General features: G+C 67.8%; 12 protein-coding genes. 9 read left to right on the top strand and 3 right to left on the bottom strand.

Translation table 11 applies throughout. The features are described 5' to 3' along the window. The 4 genes from ACGFIV_RS27425 to ACGFIV_RS27410 all read left to right on the top strand — a co-directional run. Positions 1 to 1221, top strand: a 1221-nt coding sequence (locus ACGFIV_RS27425; protein WP_392838109.1) for a tyrosine-type recombinase/integrase, incomplete at its 5' end; no start/stop codon positions are given. Next, complete coding sequence (locus ACGFIV_RS27420; protein WP_392838108.1) at positions 1218 to 1625, top strand: DUF6262 family protein; 408 nt, start codon at positions 1218 to 1220, stop codon at positions 1623 to 1625. The genes ACGFIV_RS27425 and ACGFIV_RS27420, both read left to right, overlap by 4 nt. Positions 1626 to 2330: 705 nt before the next feature. Further along, a complete protein-coding gene (locus ACGFIV_RS27415; RefSeq protein ID WP_392838107.1) occupies positions 2331 to 4937 on the top strand; it encodes a phospholipase A2 in 2607 nt (868 codons plus the stop codon). A 74-nt stretch (positions 4938 to 5011) separates the two neighbouring features. Beyond that, the gene (locus ACGFIV_RS27410) at positions 5012 to 5500 is read left to right on the top strand and encodes a hypothetical protein (protein ID WP_392838106.1); all 489 of its coding nucleotides are present in this window, start codon (positions 5012 to 5014) and stop codon (positions 5498 to 5500) included. A gap of 271 nt (positions 5501 to 5771) precedes the next feature. Here ACGFIV_RS27410 and ACGFIV_RS27405 read toward each other — a convergent pair whose 3' ends face one another. From ACGFIV_RS27405 to ACGFIV_RS27395, 3 genes are all read right to left on the bottom strand, one after another. After that, complete coding sequence (locus tag ACGFIV_RS27405; RefSeq protein ID WP_392838105.1) at positions 5772 to 6164, bottom strand: hypothetical protein; 393 nt, start codon at positions 6162 to 6164, stop codon at positions 5772 to 5774. Positions 6165 to 6532: 368 nt separating this feature from the next. Next, positions 6533 to 8050 (bottom strand): glycerol kinase GlpK, encoded by a 1518-nt coding sequence (gene glpK, locus ACGFIV_RS27400; protein ID WP_392838104.1) that lies wholly within the window; start codon positions 8048 to 8050, stop codon positions 6533 to 6535. A 45-nt stretch (positions 8051 to 8095) separates the two neighbouring features. Beyond that, positions 8096 to 8917: an MIP/aquaporin family protein gene (locus tag ACGFIV_RS27395; protein ID WP_392838103.1), complete on the bottom strand. Its 822-nt coding sequence runs from the start codon at positions 8915 to 8917 to the stop codon at positions 8096 to 8098. Between the two features lie 329 nt (positions 8918 to 9246). Between ACGFIV_RS27395 and ACGFIV_RS27390 the strand changes: the two genes are divergently transcribed. From ACGFIV_RS27390 to ACGFIV_RS27370, 5 genes are all read left to right on the top strand, one after another. After that, positions 9247 to 10428: a sensor histidine kinase gene (locus tag ACGFIV_RS27390; protein WP_358553414.1), complete on the top strand. Its 1182-nt coding sequence runs from the start codon at positions 9247 to 9249 to the stop codon at positions 10426 to 10428. Beyond that, the gene (locus tag ACGFIV_RS27385; RefSeq protein ID WP_358553416.1) at positions 10425 to 11096 is read left to right on the top strand and encodes a response regulator transcription factor; all 672 of its coding nucleotides are present in this window, start codon (positions 10425 to 10427) and stop codon (positions 11094 to 11096) included. The genes ACGFIV_RS27390 and ACGFIV_RS27385 overlap by 4 nt, the downstream gene beginning before the upstream one ends. A 207-nt stretch (positions 11097 to 11303) precedes the next feature. After that, complete coding sequence (locus ACGFIV_RS27380) at positions 11304 to 14537, top strand: efflux RND transporter permease subunit (RefSeq protein ID WP_392838102.1); 3234 nt, start codon at positions 11304 to 11306, stop codon at positions 14535 to 14537. 343 nt (positions 14538 to 14880) lie between these two features. Beyond that, entirely contained in the window at positions 14881 to 15624 is a 744-nt protein-coding gene (locus ACGFIV_RS27375) for a sugar phosphate isomerase/epimerase (protein ID WP_358553420.1), read from the top strand. Next, positions 15621 to 16724 carry a Gfo/Idh/MocA family oxidoreductase gene (locus tag ACGFIV_RS27370; protein WP_358553422.1) on the top strand — a complete coding sequence of 368 codons (1104 nt, stop codon included), beginning with the start codon at positions 15621 to 15623 and terminating at the stop codon, positions 16722 to 16724. Before ACGFIV_RS27375 ends, ACGFIV_RS27370 begins: the two co-directional genes overlap by 4 nt. Positions 16725 to 16884 lie beyond the last annotated feature (160 nt).

Below are 16884 nucleotides of genomic sequence, written 5' to 3'. Positions count from 1 at the left end.
CTACGGCCGGATCAGGCTCTATGTCCACAACCAGACAACGCGCTGACCGCTCAACCTTCGTTGTCACAACTCAAGGTTCGCTGTCACAGGACAATGGCTCTGGAAGACCAGGTGGTCAGCCAGATCGCCGCAGGCTCGGGCATCCTTGCCGAGCCCAAGACCGAAGGGGGACTGGGCGACCGGCAGGCATTTCATGCGCTCATGCTGCTGATCCGGACCGGTCGCCGGATGAACGAGGTCCTGATGATGGACTTCGATCCGCTGCTGCCACTGATCACGGTAGGCCAGCAGGACGGTAAGGAAGCGGACGGCTTCGTTGCCCGGCTGAGGTATCAGCAGACGAAGATCACCAGCGGGGATCCGCCGACCATCCCAGTGGACCAGGAGATCGTCGACATCATCCGCCTGCAGCAGCAATGGGCCCGCGAGTTCATCGTCTCCCATGGCGCTCCGGAAGGCGCCACGCCGCGTTACCTCTTCTTGCAGACCAGGAACAACCGCCTCGGGCTGAGGCCCTATGCCTCGGCCACGTTCCACGTCCGGCTCGGTGTGCTGACCCGGAAGCTGGCGATCACCGACAGTGTCGGCCGCCCGGTCAGAGTCTCCAAGACCCACACCTTCCGGCACACGCGGGCAACCGACCTGATCAACGCCGGAGTTCCGGTTCACGTCGTGATGCGCTATCTAGGCCATCTGACCCCGGCCATGACCATGCACTACGCGAAAACCCTCGCGATCACCGCCGAACGCGAGTTCCTGCGCTACAAGAAGGTCACCGCCGACGGCAGGACGGCAGCCCTGGACCCGAGCGACCTTTATGACCTCCTGCACCTGGACCAGCGCGCCGACCGCGTACTCCCGAACGGCTGGTGCATGCTGCCGCCCAAACAGGTCTGCTCGAAGGGAAACGCGTGCCTCACCTGCGACAAGTTCGTCACCGACGCCAGCCACCGTGACGAACTCGCACGCCAGCTCGCCCAGACCGAAGAACTGGTCGCCCGTCGCCAGGCACAGTTCACCGCTCGCTACGGCCAGCCCATGGAGGAGGACAACGTGTGGCTCGCCGGACGTCTGAGCGAGACCCAGGCCCTGCGCAAGGTCCTGATCACGCTCGATCAGATCGGCGTGCGCGACGGCGGGAAGCTTCGTGCCGTACGCGGAGCCGGCGCAGCCGACCGAGCACAACTGCCCGCATCGCCATCGAAGGAACCGACGACATGAGCTCACTGCCCGATCACCTGCGCCAGGCCGTCCGGGCGCGCACCGACAACGCCGAGAAACGTGCCCGTTCCGCCCTGGCCCAGATGACCCAGAGCGGCGAGTCGATCAGCTTCGCCTCCCTCGCGCGCAAAGCCGGCGTGAGCACCGACTTCCTCTACAGGCACCACGAACTCCGCCCCCTGATCGAGCGGCACCGCGCAAAGGCCGGTCCAGCGCCCAGCCGCCCTCTCCCCTTGGACGAGACCTCGTCGACGTCAGCCGCCGTGCGCGCACTGAGCGCACGACTCAGCCAGCAACAGCGGATCCACCGGGAAGAGGTCGCCCTGCTCCGGAAGTCATTGGAGATCGCACAGGGCGAGAACCTTGAACTCCGCCGCCGGCTCGCACGATATGAGATGACCTGAGCGCAACATCAGTGGCATCGGTTACGACAGTTCGATGACCTAAAGGAGATCCCAGGTTCCTGGACTCACCAGGCCATGTTGTTATGGGGCAGCGAATTTCGGAAATCCGAAAACGTGTGAACTGCTTAGGCCATTAGGTCGCGTGCAGTCTACGCGGACTGCCTTGGTGCGAGTTGACTACCTTCTCGGTCAACCTCACGGTGCCCTCGCCAGACCACCGAGCTTTGGATCGCCGGCGCGATGTACGTGGTCTCCACGATGGTCGAACCTTAATGCTAATGATAAAGGGCGCCGAATTTTTCTTGCTTCCTTTCCGCTCTTCGGTCGGATGTGTGCGATCAACTCATGACCAGGAGATCGAGCCTATTGTGATCTAGGGCACACTGGTTGAGTTTTCGTGCCGCTGCGTACAGTGATCTTGCCTGATTAGGTGGCCATTTCTTCTGTGTGGTGAATGCTTGACCGGTCGATCGAGAATCCCGGCGACGTGATTTCTTGCTTGATCTTTCTGGTCAAGCTGAAGGTTCGCTGTGTAACTTGACTCTGTCCTTACCCCCTTCTTCAAGGAAGTCAATGACGTATTCTCGAAGGCTGGCGTTAGCATGCGCACTAAGCGCTGGGGCTGTTCTTGCTGCCACTACGGCGGCTTACGCCTCGCCTACCCCTCAGCCCTCCCCGTCCGTGACATCGACCGGCGCTGAGCGAATGGTCGTCGACCGTACGGAAACCTCTACCGCCTACAAGCTGGCGGACGGCAAGATCCTCACCGAGCTGCACGCTGGACCGATCCGCGTCAAGCAGGCCGATGGCAGCTGGGCCGATATCGATACCCACCTCGTCGCCGACGGCTCCACCTTGCGACCCAAGGTGGCAACGAGCGACGTGCGCTTCTCTGCAGGAGGGGCCGGTCCCTTCGCCCAGGTAGAGCAGCCTTCCGGTGCGGTGTTGGAGCTCGGCTGGGCCGGTCAGCTCCCAAAGCCGGAAATCGACGGCAGCAGGGCCATCTACCGCGGCGTGGTCGCTGATGGTGCCGGAGATCTGGTGGCCACCGCATTGCCCACCGGTCTGCGCTTCGACGTCGTGCTCAACCGCCGTCCCACTGGACCGGTCGAGATCAAGGTCCCGGTCACCGGCAAGGGACTGGAGGTCAGCAAGGAGAAGGGCAGTCGGTTGACGGTCAAGGAGGGCGACAAGGTCGTCGCCGTCTCCTCCACCCCGGTCATGTACGACGCCACCTCCCCACTCGCCGCCCACAGCAGAAAAAGCCAGCAGTTCCGCACACTGCAAGGCGGCCAGGAGCGCGTCGGTGACATTGCCACTGAAGTGGCCGCCAGTGGCGAGGGCAAGACCCTGATCCTCAAGCCGTCGACCGAGTTTCTCGCCAACCCAGCCACGGCCTACCCTGTCACCGTCGACCCCTCCGTCGTGCTGCCGCTCAACGATGACACCGACGTCAACAGCGCCTTCGACGGCAACAACGTCTCTGGTGAGTACCTGAAAGCCGGCACCGAGACCGACGGTGAGAAAGCCCGTACCTACCTGCGCTTCGACACCCGAGGTCTGAAGACCCCGACCAATGCGGTGCTTAAGCTCACCAACATCGATGCCCCCAGCTGTGGTCCCACAGTCTCGGCCGGCATTCAGGTCCGTCGCATCACCAGCCACTGGGATGCCACCACCCAGACCTGGACTCCGCAGCCCAGCAATACCACCGAGGACGCCGTCATCTCCACCGAAGGCTCCCAGCTCGGCTCTTGCGGCAGCGGCACCATGACCTGGAACGTCACCCCCATCGTGGCTAAATGGGCCGCCGGCACACCCAACCACGGGTTCGTCCTCCAGTCCCCCACAGAAGCCAAGCAGGCCAACTACCGCATCTTCGCCTCAGCTGAGAACACCGACGGACTGGCCGCCCCCATCCTGCAAGTCACCTCCGATGAGGTAATCACCCCCGGAGAAGGCGATGACCCCGCCGACCCCGGCCCTGCGGACTTCAAGCCTGGCCACGTCGAGCCCCTGACCGGCAACTGGATCACCTCGGCGATCGACCTGACCGACGATGGGCTCATGGTCACGCGCAACCACACTGCCGGGCAACGAGTCGACGCCGTCCGAGACAACGAAGCGGTCCTTGGACCGAACTGGCAGCTGGAGCCTCTAGGTGGCGTACTGGGCAACAGGCTCAAGGACTTCACGGCCAACGGCTACATCGAGATCGCCCTCAACATCGGCACCGAGCGCTATCGATTCCAGCTCAACCCGGACGGCACCTACACCTCCACGGACGGGGGTGGCACCTTGGTGAAGAATGCCGACGGCACCTTCACCCAGACCCTGGAAAGCGCCGATCTTGTCTACACCTGGACCAAGGTCGGCCAGGAGTACTTGGTCACCGCTGTTGGAGGCAAGGACAGCGGCAAGCAGCTCATCGAGTACGAAACCACCGGACGGTTCACGCGCATCATCTCTCCGCCCACGCCGGACTCCAATTGCGTGAGTGCTCCTGCCGCATGTTCCACAGCAACATTCCAGTACGCCACCACGACAACCGCAACATCCTCCACACTCGGTGACGTCGCAGGCCAACTCAAAACGATCAGCTATGACGCTGCCGGCGATACCGCAGCAGTCACAGCTGTTTCCTACAAGTACGACTCCGCCAAGCGCCTCCGTCAGGTAGAGGACAGCCGTCAAGCCGACGGTGATCCTGTCCGCCGGTCTACTTACGCCTACGATGTCCAGGGCAACATCACAAGCTTGACCACCGCCGAGGACGGAACCTGGACACTCACCTACTCGGCGCCTGGCAAGATGACGAGCGCCACCGCAGCCGCAGGGTTCGCCGTCGCAGCCACATCGTGTCCGGCACCCAGCGCCGCTGACTACATGCTCTACGGCAGGTGTCAGGTCCGGGTGGACGTTCTAAAGGGTGCCGGATACGATTTCCGCACGCCCCTCTGGAAGGGTACCTACACAGGTGGCTCAGTCATGGGTATCACCAACGATGGCTGCAGTAGCGTTCCGAATAAGCCTTATGACTGGGTTAGCTTCAAGGCCGCCTGCGACTCACACGACTACGGTTATGGCCTGATTCGAAACAAGATGAACGGCGAGGCCAATGGCCTACCCAAGTCGAAGCGTGCTGCTGTTGATGCCGTCTTCTACACCATCCTCAAGGAACGCATCTGTGCCAAAATGACGGGAACGTGGAGAAACTCTAGAGGTTACCCAATTTCCAAAAAGGTCTCATGCCTGGACTCTGCTCGCATGTACTACAACGGCGTGCGAGCGTTTGGCGGCTCGGCATTATAATCAATGGGGCTGGCCCGGATGTGCTCTACGCATCCGGGCCAGCCCCAACCTTTGTAACAGAAAGGGAGTGCTCAATGATTCGCTTTGCGCGTCAACGGCGCGAACTCTCGTTAAGTCTTATCGCGCTACCATATGCTCTAGCTGTATGCACGCTCACATGGCTCACTATCGAAAACCATCTGGGCGACCAAATGCATGGCGCAATTGTTATGACACTCATCGCCCTTCCTGTTTCTATTATTCAAATACCGATCAATTATTGGCTCCGAGAAGCAGTTAATGTCACGTACGGCTGGGAATATCCCGTGCTGGCATGGCCTGGGGTCGTGACGGCTATTATCCTCGCGATCCTGCTACTCCGTCAGCACACCACTGGTCGAATCCTGGGCTGGTTCCTAGCTGGATGCATCATCCTGACCGGACTGGCGATTACCTTCGACCAATGGGCGCCACGCCACCCATACGGGTGGCCGTTCCTGGTGTACGGACTCGTCATGATCATAGGTCTATTGGGCAGCGGCACCAAGACTCGGGACGCCATCCCCGGCCGCGATGTCACCTGAAACGATCAACAAGGCCTTGTGGCGCTCGTGTGGCTCCCACTGCGACACCTCGGTCGACGCTGATCGAAGTGATTGTGCCGAGGGGCACGTCCTGGCCAATGTCAACGTGGGGCCTGGAGACGTCATCTCCAGGCCCCGCCGTATCCATTCAACTCGTCCTGATGTGTTGCGACGCTCTGGCGCTCCCCGGAGTTCGTACCCGCGCTCACCCCTGAGACGCATCAGCTCAGTGCATGTCGGCACCATGCCGTTGACAGCCTGACCTGCCATTTCAATTCCCTCTAGGTGTCACGGGCGCGGATACCATGTGGTCGATGTCCACGTCGGAGGCGGCGGTCCAGGTGGCGCCGTCGTACGGGGAGGTCCACCTGCCCGAGGTGGCGGCGCAACTGGAGTTGGTCACCACCCCGGAGCCGTCGCGCTTGAGCACCGTCTCCCGGGTGTTGCAGGCGCCCGAGATGGTGATCCAGTGCGGGAACAGGTCGCGGTTGTAGGTCCCGGAGTTCCTCTCGATGTCGACGGTGAGCGCGGCCAGCTCGGAGCTCGCCGTGCTCGCGGAGGGGATGTTCGGCGGGGTGAAGGCGTTGGCCGCGGTGCTCGTCGTCACTGTGGTGACGGCGAACGTGAGAGCGGTGGCCGTGGCGAGGAACGCGACTCGTCTCACGAGTCTCTCCTTCTGTCTCTGGACCGGGCTCAGGGGTGGCGCCAGGTCCAAGGGGGGTTGATGAGACAGACGGACCATTTCATCGCACAACATGTCGGGAAATATCAGGCTTTGCTGACACCAATCGGTCAAATTGGTTAGGAGATGCCGCTATCCACAGAGGGAATGGCGGCTACCAGGGGGAACACGGGCCCGGTGGCGGCCCACGGCGCCGCGCCCGGCCCGAACGCCCCGCGAACATCGGATGAACAGGGCGATATCCAGCACCCAGGGCACCACCCACGACCCCGGAAAGGGTGCCCGGACCTGCCGGAGGCCCGGCCGGCGAACCGGTCAGGCCTCCAGGTGAAGCGGGGGACTGCTCCTGATCAGTCGACGTCGACCCAGTTCAGCGTGCGGTCCACGGCCTTCTTCCAGCCGGTGTACCCCTCTGCGCGCTTCTCCTCCGCCCAGGTCGGCAGCCAGCGCCTGTCCTCGTTCCAGTTGCTCTTGAGCTCGTCGGTGGAGCTCCAGAAGCCGAGGGCGAGGCCCGCGGCGTACGCGGCGCCGAGCGCGGTGGTCTCGGCCACGACCGGCTTGGAGACCGGCACGCCGAGGATGTCGGCCTGGATCTGCATGCACAGGTCGTTGGCGGTGACGCCGCCGTCGACCCGCAGCACGTCGAGGTGGACGCCCGAGTCGTTCTGCATGGCCTCGACGACGTCCCGGGTCTGGTAACAGATCGCCTCCAGCGTGGCCCGGGCGATGTGCGCGTTGGTGTTGAACCGGGACAGCCCGACGATCGCGCCGCGCGCGTCGGACCGCCAGTACGGCGCGAACAGCCCGGAGAAGGCGGGCACGAAGTACACCCCTCCGTTGTCTTCCACCTGCCGGGCCAGCGACTCGCTCTGCGCGGCGCCCGAGATGATGCCGAGCTGGTCGCGCAGCCACTGGACGGCCGAGCCGGTCACGGCGATCGAGCCCTCCAGCGCGTACACCGGCTTGTCGTCGCCGAACTGGTAGCAGACGGTCGTCAGCAGGCCGTGCTTGGACCTGACCAGCTCGTTGCCGGTGTTGAGGAGCAGGAAGTTGCCGGTGCCGTAGGTGTTCTTGGCCTCGCCGACGCCGAAGCAGACCTGGCCGACGGTCGCCGCCTGCTGGTCGCCGAGGTCGCCGGAGAGCGGGACCTCCCCGCGAAGGGGCCCGTCGGCCCGCGTCAGGCCGTACAGGCCGGGGTGGGAGGACGGCTGGATCTCCGGCAGCATCTGGCGGGGGACGCCGAAGAACGACAGCAGCTCGTCGTCCCAGTCGAGCGTCTCCAGGTTCATCAGCATCGTCCGGCTGGCGTTGGTGGGGTCGGTGACGTGTACGCCGCCGTCTGTGCCGCCGGTGAGGTTCCACAGCAGCCAGGTGTCGGTGTTGCCGAAGACCGCCTCCCCCGCTTCGGCGGCCTCACGAACGCCGTCGACGTTGTCGAGGATCCACTTGATCTTGCCGCCGGAGAAGTACGTCGCCGGCGGCAGCCCGGCCTTGCGGCGGATGACCTCGCCCTTGCCCTCGCGCTCCAGCGCGCTGGCGATGCGGTCGGTCCGGGTGTCCTGCCAGACGATGGCGTTGTAGTACGGCCGTCCTGTTCTGCGGTTCCAGACCACGGTGGTCTCGCGCTGGTTGGTGACGCCGAGCGCGACGAGGTCGGACGCCGACAGGTTGGCCTTGCCGAGCGCGGTCTCGATGACCGCGCGGGTGCGCTCCCAGATCTCCACGGGGTTGTGCTCGACCCAGCCCGCCTGCGGGAGGATCTGCTCATGTTCGAGCTGGTGGCGGGCGATCTCGTTGCCGCCGTGATCGAAGATCATGAAGCGGGTGCTCGTCGTGCCCTGGTCGACCGCTCCAACGAAGTCAGCCATGAAATGTTGCCTCCTTTGTGCCCTGCGAATGTGCCGGCCGGTGCCTCAGACGACTTCCCTCTCGGCAGGGACGGTACCGGGCTCGGGCTCCGCCGTCGTGGGCAGGAAGCGGGCGACGAGCACCTGGTAGAGCCCTGCTCCCAGCACGCCTCCGATGATCGGCGCCACGATGGGCACCCAGAAGTAGAGGTTGCCGTACTGGTCGCGCCAGGCCGTGCCGTACCCGGTGAGGAACGAGGCGAGGCGGGGCCCGAAGTCGCGGGCGGGGTTGATGGCGTAGCCCGCGTTGGTGCCCCAGGCCATGCCGATCGCCACCACGATGAGGCCGACGACGAACGGCGCCAGGTTCGCGGCCGGGGAGTTGTTGCCGAGGTCGGTGACGGCGAGGACGAGGAACAGCAGGATCGCCGTGCCGATCACCTGGTCGCGGAAGGCCCCCCACTCGTGCACGGGGAGGGCGCCGTTGCCCGGGAGCGTGGAGAAGACGCCCTGGGTCTTGATCGTGTGACCGGGGTCGGCCATCGCGAGCACCTCGCTGTAGTTCCACCGCACCAGGAGCGCGGCGACGAAGGCCCCCGCGGTCTGGGCGAGCGAGTACGGCAGGACCTTGCGCCACGCGAAGCCCTTGAAGACGGCGAGGGCGACCGTGACGGCGGGGTTGAGGTGCGCGCCGCTGATCCTGCCCGCCGTGTAGACGCCGAGCGTGACGCCGAGTCCCCAGGCCCACGCGATGCTGTCGTGGCCGCCGACGCCGCCCGCGACCACCTGCGCCACGACCGCCGTGCCGAAGAGGATGAGGATCAACGTGCCCGCGAACTCCGCGGCCAGCTCACCGAGCAGGGTGGGGACTTCCCTCGGTCGGGCCATGTCTTCTCCTTACTCCGTCGCCGTGCGGCTCGCCGCGAGCCGCCGTACGACTCGCCGCGGCCGGAGGACCGTCGTCAGGGCGAAGACCGATCCCCACCGCCGGTCACCTGCGGGGTGTCGATCGGCACTGTTACCGTCTCCGCATGGATCACGGTTCCCGTTTATGAGGAGTTGACGCGGATTTTCCACAGCGAGATACCCGCACCGGTCAACCCTGGCCCGCGTCACGCGGCCGGCGTACCCGCCAGGGCCGCGTACCGCGATCGCCGTAGCGGCGTATTGTCCCCACGGACGAGGAAACACGCCCAGGTCACCCCTAACGTAGGGACGTGAGTCGTCTGACCAGGCTGCGCGACGCCATCCGCTCCCGCCCGTACGTGGTGGACACCGTCATCGCGGCCGTGACCTTCGCTGTGACGATCATGGCCCCGCAGGCCGGTCATCCCAGGGAGGCCCTGCCGCTGACCCCCGCCGGCGCGGTGCTGGGCGGGGTGATGTGCGCCGCCCTGGTGTTCCGGCGCGCGTGGCCCCGCGTGGTCGTGGCCGTGACCCTGGCCGCCCTCGTCGCCCACCTGGTCGTGGGCGCCACGCGCACCCCCCTCGACCTCATCCCGGCCATCGCGATCGCCACCATGGCCACCCACAGCCCGCGCCGCGCCGCGTGGAGGGTGGGGATGATCTCCGCGCTCGTTCTCGTCGCCGCGCGCGTCGCCTTCTCCGACGTGTCGTGGTACGGACCGGAGGTGGTCGGCCAGATCGCGTGGATCGGCATGGCGACGGCGGCGGGCGACTCGGTGCGCAGCCGCCGCGCGTACGTCGCCGCCGTCGAGGAGCGCGCGCGGAGGGCCGAGCAGACCCGTGAGGAGGAGGCCGAGCGGCGGGTGATGGAAGAGCGCCTGCGCATCGCCAGAGAGCTGCACGACGTGCTCGCCCACCACATCGCGCTGATCAACGTCCAGGCGCAGGTGGCCGCGCACGTGATGGACGACGAGCCCCGGCAGGCCCGCGAGGCGCTCGGCCACATCCGCCAGGCCGGCCGGGCCGCGCTCGACGAGCTGCGCACCACGGTCGGGCTGCTGCGCCGGCCCGGCACCACCGAGGAGCTGCCCACCGAGCCGGCGCCGGGCCTCGACCGCCTCCCCGAGCTGATCACGTCGTTCACGGCGGCGGGGCTCAGGGTCGACTGCCATCTCGAAGGCACTCCACGGCCGCTCCCCTCCCCGGTGGAGCTGACGGCGTTCCGCGTCGTCCAGGAGGCGCTGACGAACGTGAGCAAGCACGCGGGCGAGGCGACGACGCGGGTGCGCATCACCTACGGGCAGCGTGACCTGACCGTGGACGTCACCGACGACGGCCTCGGCCACGCCACCGCCGCGACCACCGGCCACGGGCTGCTGGGCATGCGCGAGCGGGCCCTGTCGGTGGGCGGCACGTTCAGCGGCGGGCCGTCCCCGGGGCGCGGCTTCCGCGTCCACGCCGTCCTGCCCGCGCCCGTGACGAGCGCCCTGTGACCATCCGCGTCCTGCTGGCAGACGACCAGGCCCTCGTACGGGCCGGATTCCGCGTCCTGGTCGACTCCGCGCCCGATCTTGAGGTGGTGGGCGAGGCACACACCGGCCACGAGGCGGTGCGGCTCGCCCGCGACACCAAGGCGGACGTGGTGCTGATGGACATCCGCATGCCCGAGATGGACGGGCTCGCCGCGACCCAGGTGATCACCTCCGATCCGAGCCTGTCCGCTGTGCGGGTCCTGGTGCTCACGACCTTCGAGATCGACGAGTACGTCTTCGCCGCGCTCCGCGCGGGGGCCAGCGGGTTCCTGGGCAAGGGCGTCGAGGCCGGCGAACTGCAGGACGCCATCCGCGTCGTGGCGCGCGGCGACGCCCTGCTCTCCCCCGGCGCCACCAAGAGCCTCATCGCCCGCTTCCTGTCGGCTCCCGGCGCGAGCGCCGACCACTCGCCCGACAGCCTCGCCGCGCTGACCGACCGCGAACGCGAGGTCATGACGCTGGTCGCCTCCGGGCTGACCAACGACCAGATCGCCGACCACCTGGGCATCAGCCGGATGACCGCCAAGACGCACGCCAACCGGGCGATGCTCAAGCTCGGCGCCCACGACCGCGCCCAGCTCGTCGTGATCGCCTACGAGACCGGCCTGGTGCGCCCCCAGCCGCGCTGAGTCCTTCGCCGCCCCGACCGGCGCGCGTGGTACTCCGGGGCGGGATCTACGGCGATCGCGGTAGTCGAAGACCCTCCCCGCGACGGACGTTCGCACCTCCGGCAGCGATGAGCCTTGAAGAGCGGGCCTGTTCTCCGGCCCGCCCGAGCCCTGACCTCTCCCAGGACGCCACCCGGCATCCCCGCCGAACCGACAAGAAGTGGACCGATGTCGTTACTCGCCAGACTGAGCCTCGCCAACCGCGGGCTCGTCGCCCTCATCACGATCGTGGTGGCCGCCTTCGGCGTGTACACCATCCCGGCGCTCAAGCAACAGCTCCTGCCCTCGCTGTCCTTCCCCGCGGTGTCGATCGTCGCGCCCTACCCCGGGGCCGCGCCGCAGATCGTCGAGGACCGCGTCACCCGGCCGCTTGAGGACAGCGTCCGGAGCCTGACGGGCGTCACGGGGGTCACCTCCACCTCCCGCGAGTCAAGCGCGACGCTCCAGGTGCAGTTCGACTTCGGGACCGACATCGACGCGGCGCAGGGCCAGATCCAGCAGGCGATCAGCCGGATCAAGTCGCAGCTCCCCGCCGACGTCGACCCCCAGGCGGTCGTCGGCAGCACCGACGACATCCCCGTGGTCCAGCTCGCGGTCGCATCGTCCGAGGGCCAGCAGCAGCTCGCCGACAAGCTGAACGAGCAGGCGGTCCCCGCGCTCAGCGGCGTGGCCGGGGTCAGGGACGTGTCGGTGACCGGCACGCGCAAGCAGGTCATCACGATCACGCCCGACGACAAGGAGCTCGCCAAGCGGGGGCTCACCGCCTCGGCGATCGCTGGCGCGATCCAGTCGGCCGGCGCGCCGGTGCCCGCGGGCACGCTCACCAAGACCGGCCAGTCCCTCACCGTCCAGGTCGGCACCGCGCTCGGCTCGGTGAAGGACATCGCCGACCTCTACCTCCCGCCGTCCGCCGCCGCCCCCAGCGGTCAGGCGCAGGCACAGCGGCCGGGTGGCCAGGGCGTTCCCGGCGCGCAGGGCGCGGCGGCACCCGCCCGTCCGGCCGCCGCTCCCAAACCCGCGCGGCTCGGCGACGTCGCCACGGTCAAGCTGGGTCTCGCCGAGTCCACCACGCTGACCCGTACCAACGGCAAGCCCAGCCTCGGCGTCTCGATCACCATGAAGCCCGACGGCAACGCGGTGGCGATCTCGCACGACGTGCGGGCCAAGCTGCCCGAGCTGGCCAAGTCCCTCGGCGGCGGCGCGCAGTTCACCGTGATCTTCGACCAGGCGCCGTCGGTGGAACAGGCCATCGAGAGCCTCACCACCGAGGGCCTGCTCGGCCTGGCGATGGCCGTGCTGATCATCCTGTTGTTCCTGTTCTCGCTGCGTTCCACGATCGTGACGGCGGTGTCGATCCCGCTTTCGGTGCTGATCGCCCTGATCGCCCTGTGGACCCAGGACTACTCGCTGAACATGCTGACCCTGGGCGCGCTCACCATCGCCATCGGGCGGGTGGTGGACGACTCGATCGTGGTCCTGGAGAACATCAAGCGCCACCTGTCGTACGGCGAGGACAAGCGCCGGGCCGTCGAGAACGGCGTGCGCGAGGTGGCCGGCGCGGTCACCGCCTCCACGCTGACGACGGTGGCGGTGTTCCTGCCCATCGCGTTCGTCGGCGGCCTCGTGGGCGAGCTCTTCAGCCCGTTCGCGATCACGGTGACGGTCGCGCTGCTCGCCTCGCTGCTGGTGTCGCTGACCGTCGTGCCGGTGCTGAGCTACTGGTTCCTCAAGCGGCCCAAGGCCGGCGACGCAGAGGCGATCCGGCGGGCGGCCGACGAGAAGGAGCGCAGGAGCCCCCTCCAGCGCATGTACGTCCCGGTCATCCGCTTCGCCACCCGGCACCGGATCACCACCGTGGCCATCGCCATGGTGATCTTCGTCGGCACGCTGGGGCTGGTCCCGCTGCTGCGAACGAGCTTCATCGACAACTCCGGCCAGAACACCATCAGCGTCAGGCAGAAGTTCCCGGTCAGCACCTCCCTCGCCTCGGCCGACGCCATGGCCAAGAAGGTCGAGCAGGTGGTAACCGGCACGAGCGAGGTCGAGTCGTACCAGGTCACCGTGGGCGGTGGCGGCGGCGGGTTCGGAGGCTTCGGCGGCGGCGGGGGCGGCACGGCCCGCGCGAGCTACTCCCTCACGCTGCGCGACGGCACCGACGCGGGAGCCGTCGAGAAGAGGCTGACCGAACGCCTCGCCGGGCTGACCGACGCCGGCGAGATCACCGTCGGGCAGTCCGGCGGCTTCGGCGGCGACTCCTTGCAGGTCGTCGTCCGCGCGGCCGAGCTGGACACCCTGCGCACCGCCGCGCAGACGGTCCAGAAGGCCATGGCCGACGTGCCCGACGTCAGCGAGGTCACCAGCACGGTGGCCGACACCGCCCCGCGCATCGACGTCACCGTCGACCGCAAGAAGGCGGCGGAGAAGGGCCTCAGCGAGCTGGCCATCGGCCAGGCCGTTTCCCAGGCGTTCAGGGGGACCACCGTCACCCAGCTCGCCTTCGACGGCACCACGGCCGACGTCATCCTGCGCGGCGGCGACACCCCCACCTCCCTCGCGGACCTGCGCGACCTGAAGATCGCCGGGAAGGTCACCGTCGGGGACGTGGCCAGCGTCAGGACGGTGAACGGGCCCGTGGAGGTCACCCGCATCGACGGCGACCGCAGCGCCACGGTCTCCGGCAAGGCCACCGGGTCCAACCTCGGGGGCACCAGCGCCGCGCTGCAGACCAAGCTGAAGGCCCTCACCCTCCCGGTCGGCGCGTCGTACGAGATCGGAGGGGTGAGCGCCGACCAGGCCGAGGCCTTCGGGAGCCTCGGGCTGGCGCTGGTGGCCGCGATCGCCCTGGTGTTCTTCGTCATGGTGGCGACGTTCCGCAGCCTGATCCAGCCGCTGGTGCTGCTGGTCTCGATCCCGTTCGCGGCCACGGGCGCCATCGGACTGCTGCTGGTGACGGGCACCTCGCTCGGCCTGGCCGCGATGATCGGCATGTTGATGCTGGTCGGCATCGTGGTCACCAACGCCATCGTCCTGCTCGACCTGATCAACCAGTACCGCGAGCAGGGCATGCCCCTGCACGAGGCGGTCGTCGAGGGCGGCAGGCGGCGGCTGCGGCCGATCCTGATGACGGCCCTGGCCACCATCTTCGCGCTGCTGCCCATGGCGCTCGGGATCACCGGCGGAGGCGGGTTCATCTCCAAGCCGCTGGCGATCGTCGTCATCGGCGGCCTGATCAGCTCGACCCTGCTCACCCTCCTGCTGGTGCCGACCCTGTACACCATGGTCGAGACCCGCAAGGAGAAGAGCCGGGCCCGGCGGGAGCGCCGCCGGGGCTCGCGGCCGATCGCGCCTCCCATCGAGGAGACGCCGAGCGAGCCCGCCGTGAGCGGCGCGAGCAAGCCGTAGCGACGGCGGGCAAGCCGTAGGGATCGTGTGGGGAGGCCGTAACGACGGCGGGCAAGCCGTAGGGACCACGGGGAGGCCGTGGCGACCGTGGGGAGGCCGGGGACGGCCTCCCCACCTTTTCGCCTCTCGTACATTCATCCGCAGACTTCTAGAATTTTATTCGGTAAACCGCCACGACCGGCCCGGCCTCCCGCCGGAGGCTGGCGTCTCCCCGTCGGCACACAACTAACCCGTTGTCATTCGATATGCAACGTTTTAGCGTTTTACCGAATCATTACCGGCAAGTGCGTGCGGCATCTCCGCACGAGCACTCCGCCATGTGAGCCAGGAGGATTCGACCCTGATGGTGAAGCCGCTGGGCGTGCAGCTGTACACCGTTCGCGATCACATGAAGGAGGATCGCGACGGAGTGTTACGGCGGATAGCGGAGATCGGCTACGGCGCCGTGGAACCGTACGACCCGACCGACGATCCCAAGGGCTTCCGGCGGGTGATCGACGATCTCGGGCTCACCGTCTCCAGCACGCACGCCTACGCTCTGCTGAGCGAGGACCCGGACCTCGTCCTCGACGCGATCGGCACCGTCGGCACGGACCTGGTGATCATCCCGGGCGGCATCCCGCATGAGGACTTCACGACGCGCGACGGTCTCGCCCGTACCGCCGACCTCCTCAACGGCCTCGCCGTACACGCGGCCCGGTACGACATGCGGCTCGGCTACCACAACCACTGGTGGGAGATCGAGCCGAAGATCGACGGAGTCCACGCCATCGAGGTGCTCGCCGGGATGCTCGCCCCCGAGCTGTTCCTGGAGATCGACACCTACTGGGCGGCCGTGGGCGGCGCCGACGTGCCCGCGCTGCTCGGACGCCTCGGCGACCGCGTCACCGCCCTGCACGTCAAGGACGGCCCCGGCGTCAAGGAGGAACCCCACACGGCCGTCGGCGAGGGGGTGATGCCGGTGCCGGACATCCTCGCCGCCGCACCCGGCGCGTGGCGCATCGTCGAGCTCGACCACTGCGCCACCGACATCGTCGAGGCCCTCGCCGGAAGCCACGCGTACCTGACCGGGCTGGAGGGCGCATGACGACCGGGCCCGTGGGGATCGCCATCGTCGGCGCGGGCGCGATCAGCGACGCCTACCTCCGCAACCTCACCACGTTCCCCGACATTCGGGTGCTCGGGGTCGCCGACCTCGACGCCGAGCGCGCCGAGGCGAAGGCGCGGGCGTACGACGTCCCGGTCTCGGGCGACGTCGACACCGTCCTCGCGCTCCCCGACGTCGAGATCGTCGTCAACCTGACGATCCCCGCCGCGCACGCGTCCGTCGCCTCCGCCGCCCTGCGTGCCGGCAAGCACGTGTACGGGGAGAAGCCGCTGACGCTCGACCCCGGCGAGGGTGACAAGCTCCTGGCCGACGCGGCCTCGCGCGGGCTGCGCATCGGCAACGCGCCCGACACCTTCCTCGGCGCGGGCCTCCAGTCGGCCAAGCGGGCCCTGGCGTCCGGCCTGATCGGAACGCCGGTGGCGGCGACCGCCGTGATGCAGAGCCCGGGACCGGAGTCGTGGCACCCGAGCCCCGAGTTCCTGTTCCAGCGCGGCGCGGGCCCGCTGTTCGACATGGGCCCGTACTACCTCACCGCGCTGGTCGCGATGCTCGGCCCGGTCTGCAAGGTCGCCGCCACCGCGCGGCAGGCCCGGCCGCACAGGGTCATCGGCTCGGGGCCGAAGGGCGGTACGCGCTTCGCCGTCGAGGTGCCGACGCACGTCATGGCGCTGGTCGACTTCACCGGCGGGGCGAGCGCGTCCTCGACGTTCAGCTTCGACTCGCCGGCCGGTGTGACGATGGTCGAGATCATCGGCACGGAGGGCACGCTCTCGCTCCCTGACCCCAACACGTTCAAGGGGCCGCTCAGGGTACGCGGGGCGGGCGATGGCGACTGGCGCGAGCTGCCCCTTGAGGGGACCACGATCGGGCGGGGCCTCGGCGTGCTGGACATGGCCCGCGCGCTGCGGGCCGACGTTCCCCACCGCGCCTCCGGCGCGCTCGCCCTGCACGTGCTGGAGGCCATGACGGCGATCATCGAGTCCGCCGACCGCAGCGAGTTCCGGCACCTTGAGACCACCGCCCAGGAACCCGAGCCCCTGCCCGCCGACTGGGACCCCAGGGAGGCCACCCTCGCCTGAACGGACCCGCGGGAGCACGCGCACCGCCCAGCGCGGCATCCCGCACGTCCAGCCCATGCCGCACGGGCGGCACCTCCAACGTGGCATGGCGCACGTCCAACGTGGCATGGCTCACGGCTGACATGCCATGTCGCACGGCTGGGGTGGCCGGCCGCGGGGT

This window comes from Sphaerisporangium sp. NPDC049003, assembly GCF_043197795.1.
Lineage (GTDB): Bacteria > Actinomycetota > Actinomycetes > Streptosporangiales > Streptosporangiaceae > Sphaerisporangium.
The sequence above is the reverse complement of the archived record's forward strand: the minus strand, read 5'-3'. Positions and strand labels throughout refer to the sequence as shown.

Coding starts and splice junctions, on each gene's coding strand:
- ACGFIV_RS27420 (WP_392838108.1), top strand. CDS start 1,218: ATGAGCTCACTGCCCGATCACCTGCGCCAGGCCGTCCGGGCGCGCACC.
- ACGFIV_RS27415 (WP_392838107.1), top strand. CDS start 2,331: ATGGTCGTCGACCGTACGGAAACCTCTACCGCCTACAAGCTGGCGGAC.
- ACGFIV_RS27410 (WP_392838106.1), top strand. CDS start 5,012: ATGATTCGCTTTGCGCGTCAACGGCGCGAACTCTCGTTAAGTCTTATC.
- glpK (WP_392838104.1), bottom strand. CDS start 8,050: ATGGCTGACTTCGTTGGAGCGGTCGACCAGGGCACGACGAGCACCCGC.
- ACGFIV_RS27395 (WP_392838103.1), bottom strand. CDS start 8,917: ATGGCCCGACCGAGGGAAGTCCCCACCCTGCTCGGTGAGCTGGCCGCG.
- ACGFIV_RS27380 (WP_392838102.1), top strand. CDS start 11,304: ATGTCGTTACTCGCCAGACTGAGCCTCGCCAACCGCGGGCTCGTCGCC.
- ACGFIV_RS27375 (WP_358553420.1), top strand. CDS start 14,881: ATGGTGAAGCCGCTGGGCGTGCAGCTGTACACCGTTCGCGATCACATG.
- ACGFIV_RS27370 (WP_358553422.1), top strand. CDS start 15,621: ATGACGACCGGGCCCGTGGGGATCGCCATCGTCGGCGCGGGCGCGATC.